Origin of the sequence: Parasphingomonas puruogangriensis (assembly GCF_036663635.1) — a bacterium.
In the GTDB taxonomy this organism is placed as follows: Bacteria; Pseudomonadota; Alphaproteobacteria; order Sphingomonadales; family Sphingomonadaceae; genus Sphingomonas.
The window spans coordinates 458211-475262 of record NZ_JAXOJI010000001.1; the positions used below are offsets into that span (position 1 = coordinate 458211).

At 65.9% G+C, this 17052-nt stretch carries 16 protein-coding genes; 8 read left to right on the forward strand and 8 right to left on the reverse strand.

Annotation, left to right across the window (positions count from 1 at the left end):
- Positions 1 to 14 precede the first annotated feature (14 nt).
- The 7 genes from U1739_RS02490 to dapA form a co-directional block, all read right to left on the reverse strand.
- A complete protein-coding gene (locus U1739_RS02490) occupies positions 15 to 581 on the reverse strand; it encodes a Uma2 family endonuclease (protein WP_332703653.1) in 567 nt (188 codons plus the stop codon).
- A 46-nt stretch (positions 582 to 627) separates the two neighbouring features.
- On the reverse strand, positions 628 to 885 hold the full coding sequence (locus tag U1739_RS02495) for an acylphosphatase (protein WP_332703655.1): 258 nt from the start codon (positions 883 to 885) through the stop codon (positions 628 to 630).
- A gap of 175 nt (positions 886 to 1060) precedes the next feature.
- A complete protein-coding gene (locus U1739_RS02500; protein ID WP_332703657.1) occupies positions 1061 to 2707 on the reverse strand; it encodes a M20/M25/M40 family metallo-hydrolase in 1647 nt (548 codons plus the stop codon).
- A gap of 117 nt (positions 2708 to 2824) precedes the next feature.
- Entirely contained in the window at positions 2825 to 3604 is a 780-nt protein-coding gene (locus U1739_RS02505; protein WP_332703659.1) for an NYN domain-containing protein, read from the reverse strand.
- Positions 3605 to 3655: 51 nt separating this feature from the next.
- Positions 3656 to 4033 (reverse strand): DoxX family protein, encoded by a 378-nt coding sequence (locus U1739_RS02510; protein WP_332703661.1) that lies wholly within the window; start codon positions 4031 to 4033, stop codon positions 3656 to 3658.
- Between the two features lie 49 nt (positions 4034 to 4082).
- On the reverse strand, positions 4083 to 4586 hold the full coding sequence (gene greB, locus U1739_RS02515) for a transcription elongation factor GreB (RefSeq protein WP_332703663.1): 504 nt from the start codon (positions 4584 to 4586) through the stop codon (positions 4083 to 4085).
- Positions 4587 to 4732: 146 nt separating this feature from the next.
- Positions 4733 to 5614 carry a 4-hydroxy-tetrahydrodipicolinate synthase gene (gene dapA, locus U1739_RS02520; protein WP_332703665.1) on the reverse strand — a complete coding sequence of 294 codons (882 nt, stop codon included), beginning with the start codon at positions 5612 to 5614 and terminating at the stop codon, positions 4733 to 4735.
- Positions 5615 to 5702: 88 nt separating this feature from the next.
- On the opposite strand from dapA, the gene U1739_RS02525 reads away from it, so the two are divergent.
- Entirely contained in the window at positions 5703 to 7691 is a 1989-nt protein-coding gene (locus U1739_RS02525) for a lytic transglycosylase domain-containing protein (protein WP_332703667.1), read from the forward strand.
- A 15-nt stretch (positions 7692 to 7706) separates the two neighbouring features.
- Here the strand turns inward: U1739_RS02525 and U1739_RS02530 are convergent, their stop codons facing one another.
- Positions 7707 to 8150: a hypothetical protein gene (locus tag U1739_RS02530; protein ID WP_332703669.1), complete on the reverse strand. Its 444-nt coding sequence runs from the start codon at positions 8148 to 8150 to the stop codon at positions 7707 to 7709.
- Positions 8151 to 8366: 216 nt separating this feature from the next.
- Here U1739_RS02530 and smpB point away from each other — a divergent pair, with 216 nt between their 5' ends.
- The 7 genes from smpB (at position 8367) to U1739_RS02565 (ending at position 17022) form a co-directional block, all read left to right on the forward strand.
- Entirely contained in the window at positions 8367 to 8849 is a 483-nt protein-coding gene (smpB, locus tag U1739_RS02535; protein ID WP_332703670.1) for an SsrA-binding protein SmpB, read from the forward strand.
- 61 nt (positions 8850 to 8910) lie between these two features.
- Complete coding sequence (locus tag U1739_RS02540; protein WP_332704842.1) at positions 8911 to 9414, forward strand: DUF2062 domain-containing protein; 504 nt, start codon at positions 8911 to 8913, stop codon at positions 9412 to 9414.
- Positions 9415 to 9619: 205 nt separating this feature from the next.
- Positions 9620 to 11674 (forward strand): M13 family metallopeptidase, encoded by a 2055-nt coding sequence (locus U1739_RS02545; protein ID WP_332703672.1) that lies wholly within the window; start codon positions 9620 to 9622, stop codon positions 11672 to 11674.
- Between the two features lie 167 nt (positions 11675 to 11841).
- Positions 11842 to 14247, forward strand: coding sequence for a hybrid sensor histidine kinase/response regulator (locus tag U1739_RS02550; protein ID WP_332703674.1), 2406 nt, complete (start codon positions 11842 to 11844; stop codon positions 14245 to 14247).
- 76 nt (positions 14248 to 14323) lie between these two features.
- On the forward strand, positions 14324 to 14677 hold the full coding sequence (locus U1739_RS02555) for a response regulator (RefSeq protein ID WP_332703676.1): 354 nt from the start codon (positions 14324 to 14326) through the stop codon (positions 14675 to 14677).
- 240 nt (positions 14678 to 14917) lie between these two features.
- Positions 14918 to 16027 carry a recombinase RecA gene (gene recA / locus U1739_RS02560; RefSeq protein WP_443025479.1) on the forward strand — a complete coding sequence of 370 codons (1110 nt, stop codon included), beginning with the start codon at positions 14918 to 14920 and terminating at the stop codon, positions 16025 to 16027.
- 356 nt (positions 16028 to 16383) lie between these two features.
- On the forward strand, positions 16384 to 17022 hold the full coding sequence (locus U1739_RS02565) for a glutathione S-transferase family protein (RefSeq protein WP_332703678.1): 639 nt from the start codon (positions 16384 to 16386) through the stop codon (positions 17020 to 17022).
- Positions 17023 to 17052 lie beyond the last annotated feature (30 nt).

The window sequence follows — 17052 nt, forward strand, 5'->3', positions numbered from 1 at the left end:
CCGCACCTGCATGGTTACAGGCGCGACGTGTCCACCGTCAGTCCGTCGATCGTGGTGGCGATGATCGCTTGGCCCAAGGAGATCTCGCGCACTTCGGCATAACCGTTGTCGTTCCGCGCCCAGAACTGATGTACTACTTTGGCTTCGGGATCGATCACCCAATATTCGGGTATCCCGTGTCGCGCATACAGTCGCAGCTTGCGGCCCAAATCCATTTTTAGCGTCGAAACCGAAACCTCCACCGCCAGTAATACCTCGGTGCCGGCCACCAATTTGCTATCGGCGGGTATGCCGACGACGATGTCCGGCTCCGGCAAGCTGTCATTGGCCAGTTCGGTCGACGGGTTCGCATAGACGATCAGGCCAAGGCCGGCAGCGCGCAGCGCTATGCTGATCTCCGTGGTCATCTCGGCCTGAACACGCGCATGCGTGCGATGGATGGAATTCACGACCCAGATCTCCCCCTCGATCAATTCGCTGCGTGCGTAGCGATCGAACGATCCCGCCTCGGCGAGCGTCAGGAAATCCTTCACCGTCAGTTTGGCGAGATGCGATTGCGAGATCTGCTCGTGGATCGTCATGAGCGGAAATTATCACGTTTTTGGTGAAGCGCCAGCGCCCATGGCGCTACGCTCCCAGGCGCTTTGTAAATCCCTTCAACTTCGCATCGTTCGCCGCATGCACTTCGACGTTATCGACCCGCGCCGTGGCCGGGCCTTGGCGCATCGCCTCGATCATCTTCTCGACCGCGTCGTCGTCGCCGGAGACCACGACTTCGACCGCCTTGCCGCTATTGCGGACATAGCCGGTGACGCCGAACACCCGGGCCCGGCCCACGGCCCAGTTGCGATAGCCGACACCCTGGACCTTGCCGGTCACGATCATACGCTGCGCTGACATACTCTTACACTCGTTTCTTGACGGACCGGGCGACCCCCGCGCGGTCCTGGCGCCCAGCTAGCACCACCAGCGCGCACGCCGCAGCGCGATCGCCTGGAACTCGTCGCAATTCGAGTGGTTTCCGGCGACGCTTGGTCTGAAAGTGGGACGAGCCGAACGGCTATTGTCGCGCTTTTGCCGTCTTGGCGCGTTCGGCGGCGAATTCCGACGTGGCGCTCCACGCCGGCCAGGTGCCGGCCTTGGCCAAGCGCAGGCCCATGGTGTGGAACAGCGCGACATCCTGCGCCGCGCCGGTCAGGTTCCAGCTGGCGTCCCAGGCGTCGCAGGTATTGTGGTAGCAGGCCATGTACGCGTCGAGCCACGCCTGTCCCGCCGCGCGACCGCCTTGCTTCATGTCCGCCGCGCCGCCAAGCGCCATCAGCTGCAGCGCGGGCACGCCGCGGCGCACGACGGAGAAGTGATCGGCGCGGTAGAACAGCCCGCGCTCGCTGAACGTCTCGGGCGTGATCGTGCGGCCTTGCGCGGTTGCCGCGTCGGTGAGCAGCCCATCAAGCGTCGAATTGCCCGCGCCGACCAGGATCACGTCCTTGGCGGGCCCGGCCGTCTGCAGGATATCGAGCGTCAGATTGGCGGCGTTGGTGGCGAGCGGATAGACCGGGTGGGTGGCGTAATATTCCGAACCAAGCAGCCCGCGCTCTTCCGCCGTCCAGGCGGCGAACACCAGGGTGCGATCGGTGCGCGGCGCGGCCTTGAACAAGCGGGCGAGCTCGATCACGCCGGCCACGCCCAGGGCATCGTCATTGGCGCCGGGGCGGATCGTCTTGCCGCCGGCTTCGGCGGGCCCTTGGCCGTACGCATCCCAATGCGCGGCAAACATCACGCTTTCATCGGGCCGGGTCTTGCCGGTCAGCTTGGCGAGTACATTGGCACTCTCGATCCGATCGACCTTGACCGGGAGCGACGCGGCGAAGCGCACGGGCAGTTCGACCGGGCGGAACGCGCTGGTGCGCGCCGCCTTACGCAATGCGGTCAGATCCTGGCCGGCGGCGGCGAACAGCCGGTCGGCGACGTCGTGCGCGATCCAGCCCTGCAGCGGGATGCGCTTGTCCTCGGCGCTGCGCACGATGTCGTAATTCTCGCCGGCATTGGCCGAGACGGTCGACCAACCATAGCCGGCCCCGCCGGTATCATGGACGATCAGCGCCGCCACCGCGCCGCGCCGTGCCGCCTCGTCGAACTTGTAGGTCCAGCGACCGTAATAGGTCATGCGGCGATCGCCGAACTTGCCCTTGGCGTCTTCGCCCGCCACCGCCTCGAAATCGGGATCGTTGACCAGGAAGACGGCGACCTTGCCGTGCAGGTCGACGCCCTTGAAATCGTCCCAGCCGGCCTCGGGCGCGGTGACGCCGTAGCCGACGAACACCAAAGGCGCGCCGGCAATGTCGATACGTGGCGCCGCACCGACCGTGGTCAGATTGAGATCGCCCGGACGGATCAGCGGTGTGCGCTTGCCGTCGGCGGCGATCAGCTCGGTCTGGCCCTCGCCCAATTGCGTATGGATCAGCGGCACTTTCTGGATCCAGCTGCCGTCCGGCCCGCCGGGCTCGAGCCCCAGCGCCTTGAAGCGTTCGATCAGATAGGCGATCGTCTTGGTCTCACCGGGCGTGCCGGGACCGCGGCCTTCGAAGGCGTCGGAAGCGAGCGTGCGGGTGATCTCCGACAGGCGCGCCGGATCGACGGTCGCAGGCGCCTTGGCCGCGCCGGTCAGCGTGAGGGCGGCGAGCGACAAAGCGAGAGTGCGTTTCATTTTAAGTTTCCATTTGCCAGAAGCGTTCTCCTGCGAAAGCAGGAGCCCAGGGTTACAGGCGGTGCGCTCGGGGCCCTGGGCCCCTGCTTTCGCAGGGGAACGGCTCCGGTAATCATCTCAGCGTACGCGCTTCACGAAGGTGCGGCCCTCGCGCACTTCGGCGCGGAATTCGGGCAGGGTGGCGATCAGATCGGCAAGCTTGGAAAAGCCATAGCTGCGCACGTCGAAGCTCGAGCGGTTGCCGGCGATGCGCCCGACTTCCGAGACGCTGGCAAAGCCATCCGCATCGCGCTTCGCCGCCTTCCACGCATCGCCGAGCAGTTTGACCAGCTCCTCGCCGACCGGCGCGGCGGTGGCCATGATCGGCGGCGGCAGCGTCAGTCCGGGTGTAGCGGCGGTGCCGGCCGGCTTGACCGGCTTGGGGGCGATCGGCCGGGGCGGCGGCAATTCCTCCTGCACGGCGAGCCCCGTCACGTCGATGAAGCGCGTGCACGCCTGGCGAAATCCCTCCGGCGTGCGCGACGAGCCGAAGCCGTAGACCGGCAGCCCTTCCTGCCGGATACGCATCACCAGCGGCATGAAATCGCTGTCCGACGACATGATCCCGAACCCGGTGACGCGCCCGCGATACAGCAGATCCATGGCATCCACCGTCATCTTCATGTCGGTGGCGTTCTTGCCCTTGGTGATGTCGAACTGCTGCTGCGGCTCGATCCCGTGCTTCAGCGTCAGCGCGGCCCAGGTCTTCAGCCCCGGCTTGCTCCAATTGCCGTAGGCGCGGCGCACATTGACCGCGCCGAGATCGGCCAGCACGGTCAGTACCGGATCGAGCGACGAGGGCTGGGCATTGTCCGCGTCGATCAGCAATGCGACGTTTCGGGTGGGATCGTCGCTCATGCCGGGCTCCTGCTATTGGTCAGGCCGACCTACCGCCGGGGCAGGGGAGTGTCACCCCCTGCGCCGCGCGTCCACGCTCCATGCACCAGCGCCGGCGGCGGCGAGGTACAAGAAGATGAAGCAGTATAGCAGCGCCGGTTCGCCGCCATTGACCGAGGGGTAGAAGCTCTTTGGTGCATGCGCCATGAAATAGGCCACCGCCGACATGCCCGACAGCACGAACGCCACCGGCCGAGTGAACAGGCCGAGAATGATCGCCGCGCCGCCGACCAGTTCGAGCACGCCGGCGACCGTCAGCAACGGATTGAGCGGCATCGGGAAAGGCGGCAGATTGAAGAATTTCGACGTGCCGTGATGCAGGAAGCCGAGCCCGGCGACGATGCGCAGGACGGCGAGGAGACGGGGCGACCAGGTGGCGGGAATGGGCATGGAGCTTCCTTTGTTGGTGGCGCGATCGTTCCACGACCGTTTCGGTCCGTCAATCGGCCGTCGCGAAACCCCGCGGTGACGGATAGCTGATCGCCATCACCTCATATTCGCGCTCGCCGCCGGGCAGCTCGACGCGCCGCACGTCGCCGATCGCGGCGCCACGCAGCGCGCGCGCCAGCGGCGCGTTCCAGCCGATCCGGCCGCTGCCCGCCTCGGTTTCGTCGTCGCCCATGATGGTCAGCGTGCGGTGATTGTCGTCCTCGTCGGCGATCGTCACCGTCGCGCCGAAATAGACGCGGGTGCGATCGGGCTGTGCGGCGGGATCGACAACCTTGGCCGCCTTCATCCGCCGCGCCAGGAAGCCAGCGCGGCGATCGATCTCGCGCAGGCGCTTGCGGCCGTAGATGTAATCGCCATTTTCGGAACGATCGCCATTGCCCGCCGCCCAGGAAATCACCTCGACCAATTTGGGGCGTTCCTCGCCGAGCAACTGGCGGTATTCGGCGCTAAGCGCGGCGTAGCCGGCGGGGGTGATGTAATTGGGGCGGTCCATCTCGATTCCATCACTTTATTGCCGCTTCCCCGGCGAAGGCCGCGGCCCAGGCGTGGACCAGAAGGCAATTACCGCTGCGCTTCGTTACATCGACCTCCGCGACTGGGCCCCGGCCTTCGCCGGGGAAGCGGCTAATAGGGAAGAGATTAAACCAACCCAGCGGTCGCCAACCCCACCTCCACCGCCGCCCGGCTCGCCTCGCCCGGCGGGGTCATCGGCAGCCTGAGATGCATCGGCCATTCCGGCTTCAACCGCTCGAGCGCATATTTTACCGGCCCCGGAGAGGCATCCGTGAACAACGCCACATGCAGCGCGAACAGGCGATCCTGCAGATCGAGCGCGAGCGTATAATCCTCGTCGGCGCACGCCGCCTGGAACTCGGCGCAGAGCCGCGGCGCGACATTGGCGGTGACCGAAATACACCCCACGCCACCGCTGGCATTGAACGCCAGCGCCATATCGTCATTGCCCGACAGCTGGCAGAAATCCGGCCCGCAGGCGAGCCGCTGCGCCGAGGCGCGCTGGATGATCCCGGTGGCATCCTTGATCCCGACCACGCTGGGGAAAGCGTTGGCGATGCGGCCGACCGTCTCCACCGCGATATCGGTCACCGTGCGCCCGGGCACGTTATACAGCACGATCGGCAGGTCGCAGCTGGTCGCCACTGCCTCGAAATGGCGGAAGATGCCGTCCTGGTTGGGGCGGTTGTAATACGGCGGCACCATCAAGGCGGCATCCGCGCCGGCATCCTTGGCCGCCTGGATATTCTGGATCGCGACGCGCGTGTCGTTGGAACCCGCCCCGGCGATCACCGGCACGCGGCCCTTGGCCTGATCGACGCACACGCGCACGGCATTGTAATGCTCCTCGGCCGAGAGCGTCGCCGCTTCGCCGGTCGTGCCGCACGGCACCAGCCCGGCCGAGCCCTCGGCGATCTGCCATTCGATGAAATCGCGATATGCGCTTTCCACGAAAGCGCCGTCGGCCGCGAACGGCGTGACGAGCGCCGGGATCGATCCGGAAAACATGGCTGATTGCTCCTGGGGCGCGACGAAAAGCCCCTTTTCTGGTAATTTGTTCACTGACAGATAAGGTCGCCTGGCCTAGGCTGTCCATATGTTACCAGCTTTGTTCGAATTCGCCCTGCTCGCCGCCACCGCCTCGGGCGTCGCGCTGCCGCCCGCCGCGCAGGACCAGCTTGGCTGGGGCCGCGCGCAGCAAATGCTCGGTCAGACGCCGCAGGATTCGCGGCTCGCCGCGGCGGTCGGCGAATGGAACGCGCTGCGCCAGACCGATAGCCTGCCGTTCGACACCTATGCCCGTTTCCTGCTGGCTCATCCCGGTTGGCCGGGCGAAGCGGCGATGCGCCGCACCGCGGAGCGCACGCTGTCCGGCGGCAATGGCAATCCCGCGACGGTGATCAGCTATTTTCGCCGCTTCCCGCCGCGCACGGCCGCTGGCGGCGCGGCTTTTGCCCAGGCGCTGTCGGTCACCGGGCAGCGCGACGAAGCCTATGCCGCGGCGCGGAAAGCATGGGTGGCCGGCGCCTTGACCGTTCCTGACGAGGCCTTGCTGATCTCGAGTTTCGCCGGCGCGCTGACGCCGGCCGATCATGACGCGCGCATGGATGCCTTGCTGTGGCAGGGCGCGACGAGCGCCGCGGCGCGGCAGATCGGCTATACCAGTCCCGCCAAACGCGCGCTGTTCGAGGCACGGCTGGCCTTCCGCACCAACGCCGCCGATGCGTCGTCGCGCGCAGCGCAGACCGAGGCGCTCGGCGCCGGCGATCCCGGCTATATCGCCGACCGCGCGATCTGGCTGCGCAACGCCTCGGCCGCGCCCAGCGCGCGCGCTTGGCTGGCCCGGCCGCGCGCGCTTGCCAGCCGCCCGGTCGAGGTCGAGAAATGGTTTGAAGTGCTGCTCACCAACGCGCGCGAAGCGGCCAATGACGGGCAGGGGCAGCTGGCGTACGACATCGCCAGCAAGGTCGACGACGCCTATCCCGCCGGCACCGATGTCAGCCAGACCCCGCTCGGCGAGCGCGACGATTATACCAGTCTGGTCTGGCTCGCCGGGCAGACGGCGATGAAGAAGACGTATCGCCCGGCCGACGCGATCGGCATGTACGATCGCTACGCGCGTGGCTCGGCCACGCCGCAATCGCAGTCGAAGGGCTATTATTGGGCCGGGCGCGCCGCGGAAGCGGCCGGGCGCCAGGCCGATGCGACGGGCTATTTCACCAAGGCGGCGGGCTATCGCGATCTGTTCTACGGCCAGTTGGCGATCGAACGGCTGGGCCGCCCGCTGACCGCGCCGGTGGCGGCCGCGCCGCGCGCGGTCGATCCCGCGCTGCGCAGCGCCTTCTTCAATCGCGAGGTGGTGCGCGTCGCGCAATATCTTGGGCTGGTCGGGCGCTGGGAGGATCAGAGCCTGTTCGTCCGCCAGATCGCCATCGACGCCAAGAGCGATACCGATCACACGCTGGCGACCGAACTGTCACGCCAGATCGGCCGGCCGGATCTCGGCGTGATGGTCGGGCGCAGCGCGGCGCAGAACGGGCTGACCGATTATACCACGGTCGCTTTCCCCAGCGTGCGCGTGCCGGAAGCGCATGCCGCCAATTGGACCATGATCCACGCCATCGCGCGCCAGGAAAGCCAGTTCGATCGCGCCGCGATCAGCCATGCCGGGGCGCGGGGCCTGATGCAATTGATGCCCGGCACGGCGCGCGAGCAGGCCGGCAAGCTCGGCCTGTCCTATAACGCAGCCTCGCTGACCACCGATACGGATTACAATATCCAGCTCGGCTCGAGCTATTTCCAGCGCATCTATGCGCAGTTCGGCAGCTATCCGCTGGCGGTGGCGGCGTACAATGCCGGCCCGGGCAACGTGAACAAATGGCTCCGCGCCAATGGCGATCCGCGCAGCGGCACGGTGGACGTGATCGACTGGATCGAGGCGATCCCGCTACAGGAAACGCGCAATTATGTGCAGCGCGTGCTGGAGAATGCCGTGGTCTACGACCTGATGAACCCGCAGCGCGCGCGCTCGGCGGGGGTCAGCAACAAGATCAGCTGGTATCTCGGCAAAGGCAAGCCGGGCTGAACCCTTGCCGTCTGCCTATCCGATCTTGACCCGCGGGGTCGGTTCAGGCGCCGCTGGCCGCACCAAGGCCTGATCCCGGCCGAACAGCATGCGCAGTCGCGGCCGCTGCACATGGTTGTCCGCTGCCTGTGCTCTCGTCACCGCGTCGAGTGTGGCGGCCACGGCATCGCGCCCCGATGTGGTCAAGGCAATGATCTCGCCGCGGGCCGCAATCAATTCCATCGCGGTCATGGCCTTGATCCAGCGCAGGGCAGTCGCCGGACCGACGGTGGTCGTGGTTGCCAACTCGGCAGCGCCCATCGAGACGCCATCCGCCTCGGCGACGAACAGGCTCAGCAGCATGTCGACCGAGGGATCGTGCAACAGCTCGACCGGCAAATGCTGCTGCATTGCCTGGCGCGCGGCGAGCATCGCCCGGGCGACGTCGGCGGTGGAGGGTTCGGTACCCGTCCGCTTCACTGCCCATCCCTGGGCCGGTTTCATCCACACGCTAACTGGCCTCCAAGGCATCTGACACCGTTGTCTTAGCGCGCCTATGTATCAATTTCGTCATGAATGATAGCGAAATGTTGCAGTGCAGCATTGGTGCTCTGGCGCCGATGCGCGTCCCACCGACGAAAAGCATGCTCGCCGCGCTTCCTTTCCGCCGCGCCCGCGCCTACATCGCTGCCTCCCATGGCCAGACCAAAACCCGCCGCTTTCGAAAAGACCAAGATCGTCGCCGAGAACCGGCGCGCGAAATTCGATTATTTCATCGAGACGGTATTCGAAGCGGGCATCGCCTTGGTCGGCACCGAGGTGAAAAGCTTGCGCACGGGGCAGGGCTCGATCGTCGAGAGCTATGCAGAGGTGAAGGACGGGCAGGTCCACCTGATCAATTCGAACATCCCCGAATTCAGCCACGGCAACCGCTTCAACCACGAGCCCAAGCGGCCGCGCAAACTCCTGCTGCACGAGCGCGAGATCAAGAAGATGTTCGGCGCGGTGATGCGCGACGGCATGACGCTCGTGCCGCTGTCGATCTATTTCAATCCCTCGGGCAGGGCCAAGATCGAGCTGGCGCTGGCCAAGGGCAAGAAGGCGCACGACAAGCGCGACACGATCAAGGAGCGCGACTGGAAGCGCGAACAGGGCAGGATCATGCGTGATCGTGGCTGACAAATCCCCCGGTTCGAAGCCGGGCCTGTTCAGCCGCCTCGCCGCGTGGTGGCGCCGGTCGATGCCGACGCGCGAAAGCCTCGAGCATAATCGCTTCCTCAAGCCCGTCGCACACCGCGTGCTGGCACCCGAATTATGGCGCTTCACGCGTCGCTCGGTGCCGCGCGGCGTGGCGCTCGGCATGGTCACCGGCATCCTGTTCCCGGTCGCCCAGATCGTGCTGTCTGCGATCTTCGCGCTGCCGTTCCGCGCCAATATCCCGACCGCGGCGGCGACCACGTTCATCACCAACCCGCTGACCACGCCGTTCTTCTGGTTCGCTGCCTATTGGGTCGGCGGCCGCGCGCTGCGCTTCGATTCGCAAGTGCCGGGCTCGCCGATCGCCGCGGTCGAGGCCAATTCGAGCTGGATCCATTGGCTGTGGGCCGGCGCCTTGCCGTCCTTCGTCGTGGGCATCGTCATCATCACGATCGTCTTCGCGGTGGCCGGCTATGCGCTGTCGGCGCTCGGCTGGCGGCTGTGGATCGCGCATAAATGGCGTCATCGCCACGATCGCGCAGACTGACCGCACCGCGACCGTCATCCCAGCGAAGGCTGGGATCTCAAGCGGCAAGCGCGCGATAGGAGCCGCACAAGATCCCAGGCTTCGCTGGAGTGACGGCTGGGTGGGCCAGCATCTGTGCCGATCCGGTAAATTTCGTTACCATTATTTGACAAGCGTATGGCCCGGGTAGACCAGAGGCGCACCCCTGTATCCGGAGTCGCGTTCTATGAAATTGTCGCTCGCCCTGCTGCTTTCCGCCACCATGCTCGCCGGCTGCGCCACCGCTGGCGCGCCCGTTGCCGATGCGCCGGCCGCCACCCCGGTCTCCTATACCGCAGCGGCCAAGCCGGCCTATGGCACGTTCGGCTTCGACGAGGCCGGCATGGACAAGACCGTCCAGCCGGGCGACAATTTCTACAATTACGCCAGTGGCACCTGGACCAAGACCACGCCGATCCCGGAGGACAAATCGAACTACGGCGCGTTCAACATCCTGTCCGATCTGTCCGAATCGCGCACCCGCGAGATCCTCGACGGCGTCGCTACCGACCCGAACTCCAAGATCGGCATGGCCTATGCGACCTATCTCGATCGGGCGGCGATCGACGCCAAGGGGCTCGCCCCGGTCCAGCCGTTGCTCGCCAAGATCAAGGCGACGCCCAAGGCCGGCTATTCGGCGCTGATCGGCGAGCTCTCCACGATCGGCGTGCGCGGTCCGCTAAATGCCGGCGTCGGGCAGGACGACAAGAATCCCAATGCCTATATCTTCGGCATCTATCAGGGCGGCCTCAACCTGCCCGACCGCGATTACTATCTCAGCAAGGACGCCAAGCTGGCCGAGGCCAAGACGGCCTATCAGGTCCATGTCGCCAAGATGCTGACGCTGGCCGGCGAACCCAATGCCACGGCCCGCGCCAAGGCGATCGTCGATTTCGAGACCGCCATCGCCCAGGTCAGCTGGACGCGCATCGACAGCCGCGACGCGACCAAGACCTATAACAAGATGACCTTGGCCCAGCTGCAGAAGCTGGCGCCCGGGCTCGATTTCGCGGCGATGATCAAGGCCGGTGGCGCGCCCGCCGTCAGCGATCTCGTCGTCGCCCAGCCGAGCGCCGTCGCCGGCATCGCCAAGCTGGTCCAGGCCGCGCCGATCGCGGTGCTGCGCGATCAGTTGATCGTCAACACGCTGGGCAATTTCGCCGATGTCCTGCCCAAGCCGCTCGACGACGAGAATTTCGCTTTCTACGGCACGACGCTCGGCGGCACGCCGCAGCAGGAGGAGCGTTGGAAGCGCGCCGTGCAGTTCACCAGCAGCGCGCTGGATGACGAGGTCAGCAAGCTCTACGTCGCCAAATATTTCCCGCCCGAGACCAAGGCGGCGGCGGATACGTTGGTCAAGAACATCATCTCGTCGATGAACACGCGCATCGACCAGCTCGACTGGATGGCGCCCGAGACCAAGATCAAGGCGCACGCCAAGCTCGCCGCATTCGTGCCCAAGATCGGCTATCCCGATCGCTGGAAGGATTATTCGGGCCTGCAGATCACCGCCGGCGACGCGTTCGGCAACAACGTCCGCGCCAACCAGTTCCAGACCGCTTATCAGGTCGCCAAATTGGGCAAGCCGGTCGAGCGTTGGGAATGGGGCATGACGCCGATGACGGTCAACGCTTATGCCAATTTCGGCATGGTCGAGATCGTCTTCCCCGCTGCCATCCTCCAGCCGCCCTTCTTCGATCCGGCGGCCGATCCGGCGGTCAATTATGGCGGCATCGGCGCGGTGATCGGCCACGAGCTGAGCCATCATTTCGACGATCAGGGCGCCAAATATGACGCCAGCGGCACCTTGTCCGATTGGTGGACCCCCGCCGACGTCAAGAACTTCCAGGCGCTGACCGGCAAGGTCGTCGCGCAATATGACGCATACGAGCCGCTGCCCGGCATGCACGTCAAGGGCGCGCTGACGCTGGGCGAAAACATGGCCGATCTCGCCGGGCTCACCGTCGCCTATGACGCGTACAAGAAATCGCTCAACGGCAAGCAAGCCCCGGTGATCGACGGTTTCACCGGCGACCAGCGTTTCTACCTCGGCTGGGCGCAGGTCTGGCGGCGCAGCTATCGGGAAGCGACCTTGCGCCAACGCCTGCTGACAGATCCGCACAGCCCGTCCGAACAACGCGCCTCGATCGTGCGCAACATGGATCCGTGGTACGGCGCGTTCCAGCCCAAGCCGGGCCAGAAGCTGTATCTCGCGCCAGCGGACCGCCTGAAGGTCTGGTGAGCCATTTCCCTCTCCCGCTGGGAGAGGGGGGAGCGCAGCGACGGAAGGGTGAGGGTGATCGACAATTGCTGTCGTCACGCTCACCCCGCGCCGCTGACGCGGCTTGCCCCCTTTCCCACAGGGAGAGGGGGTTGACGCCCCCGCCACAGGCTCCAAGACGCATAACGATGGCCAGCCTTCCTCTCCCTCCGGCGAAGCTCGACGACACCCGCAGCGCGGCGCTGATTGCGATCGGCTGCGGCATCGCCGCGGCGTCGCTCATCCTGTGGCTGATCGGCGACCTCGTCGTCGCCGCCGCCTTTCTCGCCACTGCGCTGGTGGTGACCGGCGGGCTGATCGCCTGGCGCCGCCTGTTTCCCGCGACATCGGCCAGCGACGACGAGCCCGACTGGTCCGTTGCGCGGACGCTCGCCGCGAGCAGCGCCGATGCCGTCGCCATTACCGATCGCGCCGGCCGGTTGGTCTGCGCCAATGATCGTTATGAGGCGCTGTTCGGCGGTTTTCCCACGCCGCCCGGCCTCCCGGTCGATGCCGCCGGCGTCGAGCAGCTCAGCCAGGCCGGCCGCGCCGCGTGGCGCGATGGCCATGCGGCCGTATCGCGACTGCTGGCGCGCAACACGCCGCTGGCCGCCACGGTCGAGCGCGCCGGCAGCGGCGACGACCTGCTGATCTGGCGCTTTCGCGGGACCGAGGGGCTCGATATGGCCGCCAGCGTCGAGGCGATGATCGCCGGCCCGACCGGCGACCGGCTCGCCGCCGCCGGAATCATGACCGCCTTGATCAGCCCCGACGGGCGCATCCGCCAGGCCAATCGCGTGCTCCGCGCGCGCGCCATGGGGCATGAGGAAAGTGCCATTGCGGGCCGCGATTTCGCGCGCTTCCTGATCACCGACACGCACGGCCAGGTCCGTTTCGAGCGCGAGGGCCTGACCGGCGTACCCCTGCGCGTGCTGCAGATCCCGTTCCTCGATGGCGACGATGCGCCGATGCTCGTCGCCTTGCTCGACGAGGAAGGCGGGGTCGAAACCCCGGCGATCGGCGCCAGCGCCAGCGCGCATGTCCGCAGCCTGGTCAGCCTGATGCCGTTCGGGATCGCGCTGGTCGCGCGCGATGGTCGCTTCATCCAGATGAACGATGCCTTCGCCCGCGCCGCGCAGGTCGACGCCGTCGCGCCGCCGCTTTACCCGGGCGACCTGCTGGTGCGCGAAGACAAGGGCGTGGTCGCCGATGCGATCCGCCGCTTCGCCAATGGCGCGACGCATTCGACCGATCTCGCCGTGCGGCTCAAGGATCACCCCGACGAGCCCGTCGCGCTGACCATCGCCGGCGCGCGCGGCCTGGGCGAAGCCTCGGTCCTGCTCAGCCTCAAGGACAATGGTGAGGAAACCCGGCTCAAGCGCGAGGTGGCGCAGGCCACCAAGATGCAGGCGGTCGGCCAGCTCGCCGGTGGCGTGGCGCACGATTTCAACAATATTCTGACGGCCATTATCGGCCATTGCGATCTGATGCTGATGCGCCACACGCCCGGCGACAGCGATTATGACGATATCCAGCAGATCCGCGCCAATTCCAACCGCGCCGCCAGCCTGACGCGGCAATTGCTCGCTTTCTCGCGCCAGCAGACGTTGCGCCCGCAAGTGCTGCAATTGCCCGACGTGATCTCGGAAGTGTCCAACCTGCTCAAGCGCCTGCTCGGCGAGACGGTGACGCTCACGGTCAAGCACGGCCGCAATCTCGGCCCGGTTCGTGCCGATCCCGGCCAGCTCGAACAGGTCGTGGTCAATCTTGCGGTCAATGCGCGCGACGCGATGATCGCGCATTCGCCGAGCGGCGGTGGCACCTTGTCGATCCAGACCCGCGCCGTGTCCGCCGCGCAGGTGCGCCATATGGGCTCCGACATCCTGCCGATCGCCGATTATATCGCGCTCGACGTGGCGGATACCGGCAGCGGCATCCCGGCCGACGTGCTGCCGAAGATTTTCGAACCCTTTTTCACCACCAAGGAAGTGGGCAAGGGGACGGGCCTTGGCCTGTCCACCGTCTACGGCATCGTCAAGCAATCCGGCGGCTATATCTTCGCCGAGAACAACCGCACCGGGCCGGGCGCGACCTTCACCATGTACCTGCCGGTGCACACCGCCAGCGCGGCGCCCGAACCGATGCGGGCGCCGATCGCAGTGAAGGAGAAACCCGCCGACCTATGGGGCACCGGCACGATCCTGTTGGTCGAGGATGAGGATATGGTGCGGGCGATCGCCGAACGCGCGCTGACTCGCCAGGGCTATACCGTGCTGACCGCGGAACATGGCGAGGCAGCGCTCGATGTGCTGGCCCATAGCGACAAGCCCGATCTGCTCATTTCGGACGTGATGATGCCAGTAATGGACGGGCCGACGATGGTGCGCCAGGTGCGCGCGCGCTATCCCGATCTGCCGATCCTGTTCATGTCGGGCTATGCCGAGGAGACGCTGCGCAAGTCGATCGACCTCGACAACGTCCATTTCCTCGCCAAACCATTCTCGGTGCAGCAATTGGCCGAGGCGGCACGCGATGTGCTGACCGCCAAGCTATGATACTGAATTGTATCGTTTCATAGTTCGTACGCGAAATGACTTGGCGACCGGGCGAGGCATTGTCTAAGGCCGAACGATGAGTGTTCCGCAGCGTATCCTGATCGTCGAAGACGAGCCCCTGATCGCGATGATGCTCGAGGACTTCCTCGACATTCTCGGCCATCAACTAGCCGGGCAGGCGGATAACGTTGCCGAGGCGCTAGCGTTGATCGACGCCGGTGGCATCGATGCAGCGATCCTCGACGTCAATTTGCGCGGCGGCGAACAGAGCTGGCCGATCGCCGACGCGCTGGCGGAACGCGGCGTGCCCTTCGTCTTCGCCACTGGCGGCTCGCAGGAAGGCGTGATCGAAGCGCATCGCACGCGCCCGACATTGCCCAAGCCGTTCACGATGGACGGCGTGGCCAAGGCGCTCGACGGCTTGGCGTAAGCGCCCGCCGCCTAACCCTCCGCTTTGATGCTCCCCGGCGAAGGCCGGGGCCCAGTCGCGGGACGCTCGTTGGCAAGCGTGGCGCGCCGTTACCGCGACCTCGCCAATCGAGTCCCGGCCGCCCCCGGGGAGCGCCAAGCAAATATTCCGCGTTCCACTCTTGTTCCTAAAGAACAAATGAGATACACCGTCATCACGCATTGAACGCACGTGGCGTTCGGTCTAGCGATGGAGGCTCCAGTGGCGGCATCTCTCAAGGTTATCGACGGCAAAATGGCAGCAGCATCAGACAAGGCCGGCGAAAAGGCGGCAGGCGAACGCGCCAAGGCGCTCGAAGCAGCGCTCGCGCAGATCGATCGCGCGTTTGGCAAGGGTAGCGCGATGAAACTCGGCGCCAAGGAAACGATGCAGGTCGAGGTGATCTCGACCGGCTCGCTCGGGCTCGATATCGCGCTCGGCGTCGGCGGCCTGCCGCGCGGCCGCGTGATCGAGATTTACGGTCCGGAATCGTCGGGCAAGACCACGCTCGCGCTGCATGTCATCGCCGAAGCGCAGAAGGGTGGTGGCACCGCCGCGTTCGTCGACGCCGAGCATGCGCTCGATCCGGTCTATGCCAAGAAATTGGGCGTCAACATCGACGAACTGATCGTGTCGCAGCCGGATACCGGCGAGCAGGCGCTCGAGATCGTCGATACCTTGGTCCGCTCCAACGCGATCGACGTGCTGGTGGTCGATTCGGTCGCGGCACTCGTGCCGCGCGCGGAAATCGAGGGCGAAATGGGCGACAGCCATGTCGGCCTGCAGGCGCGCCTGATGTCGCAATCGCTGCGCAAGCTCACCGGCTCGATCAGCCGTTCGCGCTGCATGGTGATCTTCATCAACCAGCTGCGCATGAAGATCGGCGTGATGTACGGCAATCCCGAGACGACGACCGGCGGTAACGCGCTCAAATTCTACGCGAGCGTGCGGCTCGACATCCGCCGCACCGGCCAGATCAAGGATCGCGACGAGATCATCGGCAACGCCACCCGCGTGAAAGTGGTCAAGAACAAGGTCGCGCCGCCGTTCAAGCAGGTCGAGTTCGACATCATGTACGGGCAGGGCGTGTCCAAGATCGGCGAGATCCTCGATCTCGGCGTCAAGGCCGGGCTGGTCGAGAAATCGGGCGCCTGGTTCTCGTACGACAGCGTGCGCATCGGCCAGGGTCGCGAGAATTCGAAGACCTTCCTCAAGGAACATCCGGAAATGTGCGACCGCCTCGAACAGGCGATCCGCACGCGCACCGACAAGGTCGCCGAAGAAATGATGGTCGGCTCCGAACCCGACGAGGATGGCGACGACGAGCTGTAAGACTTTCGCGGCGGTCTCCGTCGCACGATTGGAAAGGCCCGCTCGCGTCAGCGGGCCTTTCGCGCGTCCGCCGCGATCAGCGCAGGGCGGGCGTGGGGCAGGGCAGACGCGTTTTGGCCTAACCTTAGCCTAACCTTCCAACTTTTCTCGTCACCCCGGCGAAGGCAGGGGCCATCGCTCTCTCCTCCGCGAGCACCGCTAGGGGAAACAGCGATAGGCCCTGCCGCCGCAGGGGGGTGACCGCGAAGACAATCCTTCTGCCCCGCGAACGCAGGAACATCTTCTGCCACGCCGGTCCAACACCCGCTCGACAACCACCGCCACCGCGCTAGCGTGATCGCAAACGGGAGAGCGAAATGACCATCATCGTCCACCACCTCGAAAATTCGCGCTCGCAGCGCATCCTGTGGATGCTCGAAGAGCTCGGCCTGCCCTATGAGATCAAGCGCTACGAGCGGAACAAGCAGACCATGCTCGCCCCGCCCGAGCTGAAACAGGTCCACCCACTGGGCAAATCGCCGGTGATCGAGGATACGGGCGTCGAGGGCGGCAAGGTGATCGTCGAAACCGGTGCGATCGTCGAATATCTGGTCGAAAAGGCCGACGGCAAACTCGGCCCGCTCGCGCACCGCGATTCAGTGCTGCGCTACCGCCAGTTCCTGCATTATGCCGAAGGTTCGATGATGCCGCCGCTGCTCTTGCTGCTGGTCGTCGCCCGCATCCCGCTGTTCGGCAAGAAGGCGCTCAAGCGGATCCAGCCGATGGTCGACGTGCATCTCGATTATGTCGAATCCGAACTGGCCAGCCGCGCCTGGTTCGCCGGCGACGCGATGACCGCCGCCGACATCATGATGAGCTTCCCGCTCGAAGCGGCACGCGCGCGCGGCGGGCTGAACACCTCGCGTCCGGCGACGATCGCCTGGCTGGCCAAGATCCACGCCCGGCCAGCCTATCAGACCGCGCTCAAGAAGGGCGGGCCATACGCCTACGCTTGATCGCGTTCCTTCCCCAACAGCGCTTCCCCG

Excerpts from the sequence above, each read along its gene's own strand:
- U1739_RS02495 (WP_332703655.1), bottom strand. The coding sequence starts at position 885 with ATGATCGTGACCGGCAAGGTCCAGGGTGTCGGCTATCGCAACTGGGCC.
- dapA (WP_332703665.1), bottom strand. The coding sequence starts at position 5,614 with ATGTTTTCCGGATCGATCCCGGCGCTCGTCACGCCGTTCGCGGCCGAC.
- U1739_RS02550 (WP_332703674.1), top strand. The coding sequence starts at position 11,842 with ATGGCCAGCCTTCCTCTCCCTCCGGCGAAGCTCGACGACACCCGCAGC.
- U1739_RS02510 (WP_332703661.1), bottom strand. The coding sequence starts at position 4,033 with ATGCCCATTCCCGCCACCTGGTCGCCCCGTCTCCTCGCCGTCCTGCGC.
- U1739_RS02490 (WP_332703653.1), bottom strand. The coding sequence starts at position 581 with ATGACGATCCACGAGCAGATCTCGCAATCGCATCTCGCCAAACTGACG.
- greB (WP_332703663.1), bottom strand. The coding sequence starts at position 4,586 with ATGGACCGCCCCAATTACATCACCCCCGCCGGCTACGCCGCGCTTAGC.
- U1739_RS02555 (WP_332703676.1), top strand. The coding sequence starts at position 14,324 with ATGAGTGTTCCGCAGCGTATCCTGATCGTCGAAGACGAGCCCCTGATC.
- U1739_RS02525 (WP_332703667.1), top strand. The coding sequence starts at position 5,703 with ATGTTACCAGCTTTGTTCGAATTCGCCCTGCTCGCCGCCACCGCCTCG.
- U1739_RS02540 (WP_332704842.1), top strand. The coding sequence starts at position 8,911 with ATGCCGACGCGCGAAAGCCTCGAGCATAATCGCTTCCTCAAGCCCGTC.
- U1739_RS02505 (WP_332703659.1), bottom strand. The coding sequence starts at position 3,604 with ATGAGCGACGATCCCACCCGAAACGTCGCATTGCTGATCGACGCGGAC.
- U1739_RS02545 (WP_332703672.1), top strand. The coding sequence starts at position 9,620 with ATGAAATTGTCGCTCGCCCTGCTGCTTTCCGCCACCATGCTCGCCGGC.
- smpB (WP_332703670.1), top strand. The coding sequence starts at position 8,367 with ATGGCCAGACCAAAACCCGCCGCTTTCGAAAAGACCAAGATCGTCGCC.
- U1739_RS02500 (WP_332703657.1), bottom strand. The coding sequence starts at position 2,707 with ATGAAACGCACTCTCGCTTTGTCGCTCGCCGCCCTCACGCTGACCGGC.
- U1739_RS02565 (WP_332703678.1), top strand. The coding sequence starts at position 16,384 with ATGACCATCATCGTCCACCACCTCGAAAATTCGCGCTCGCAGCGCATC.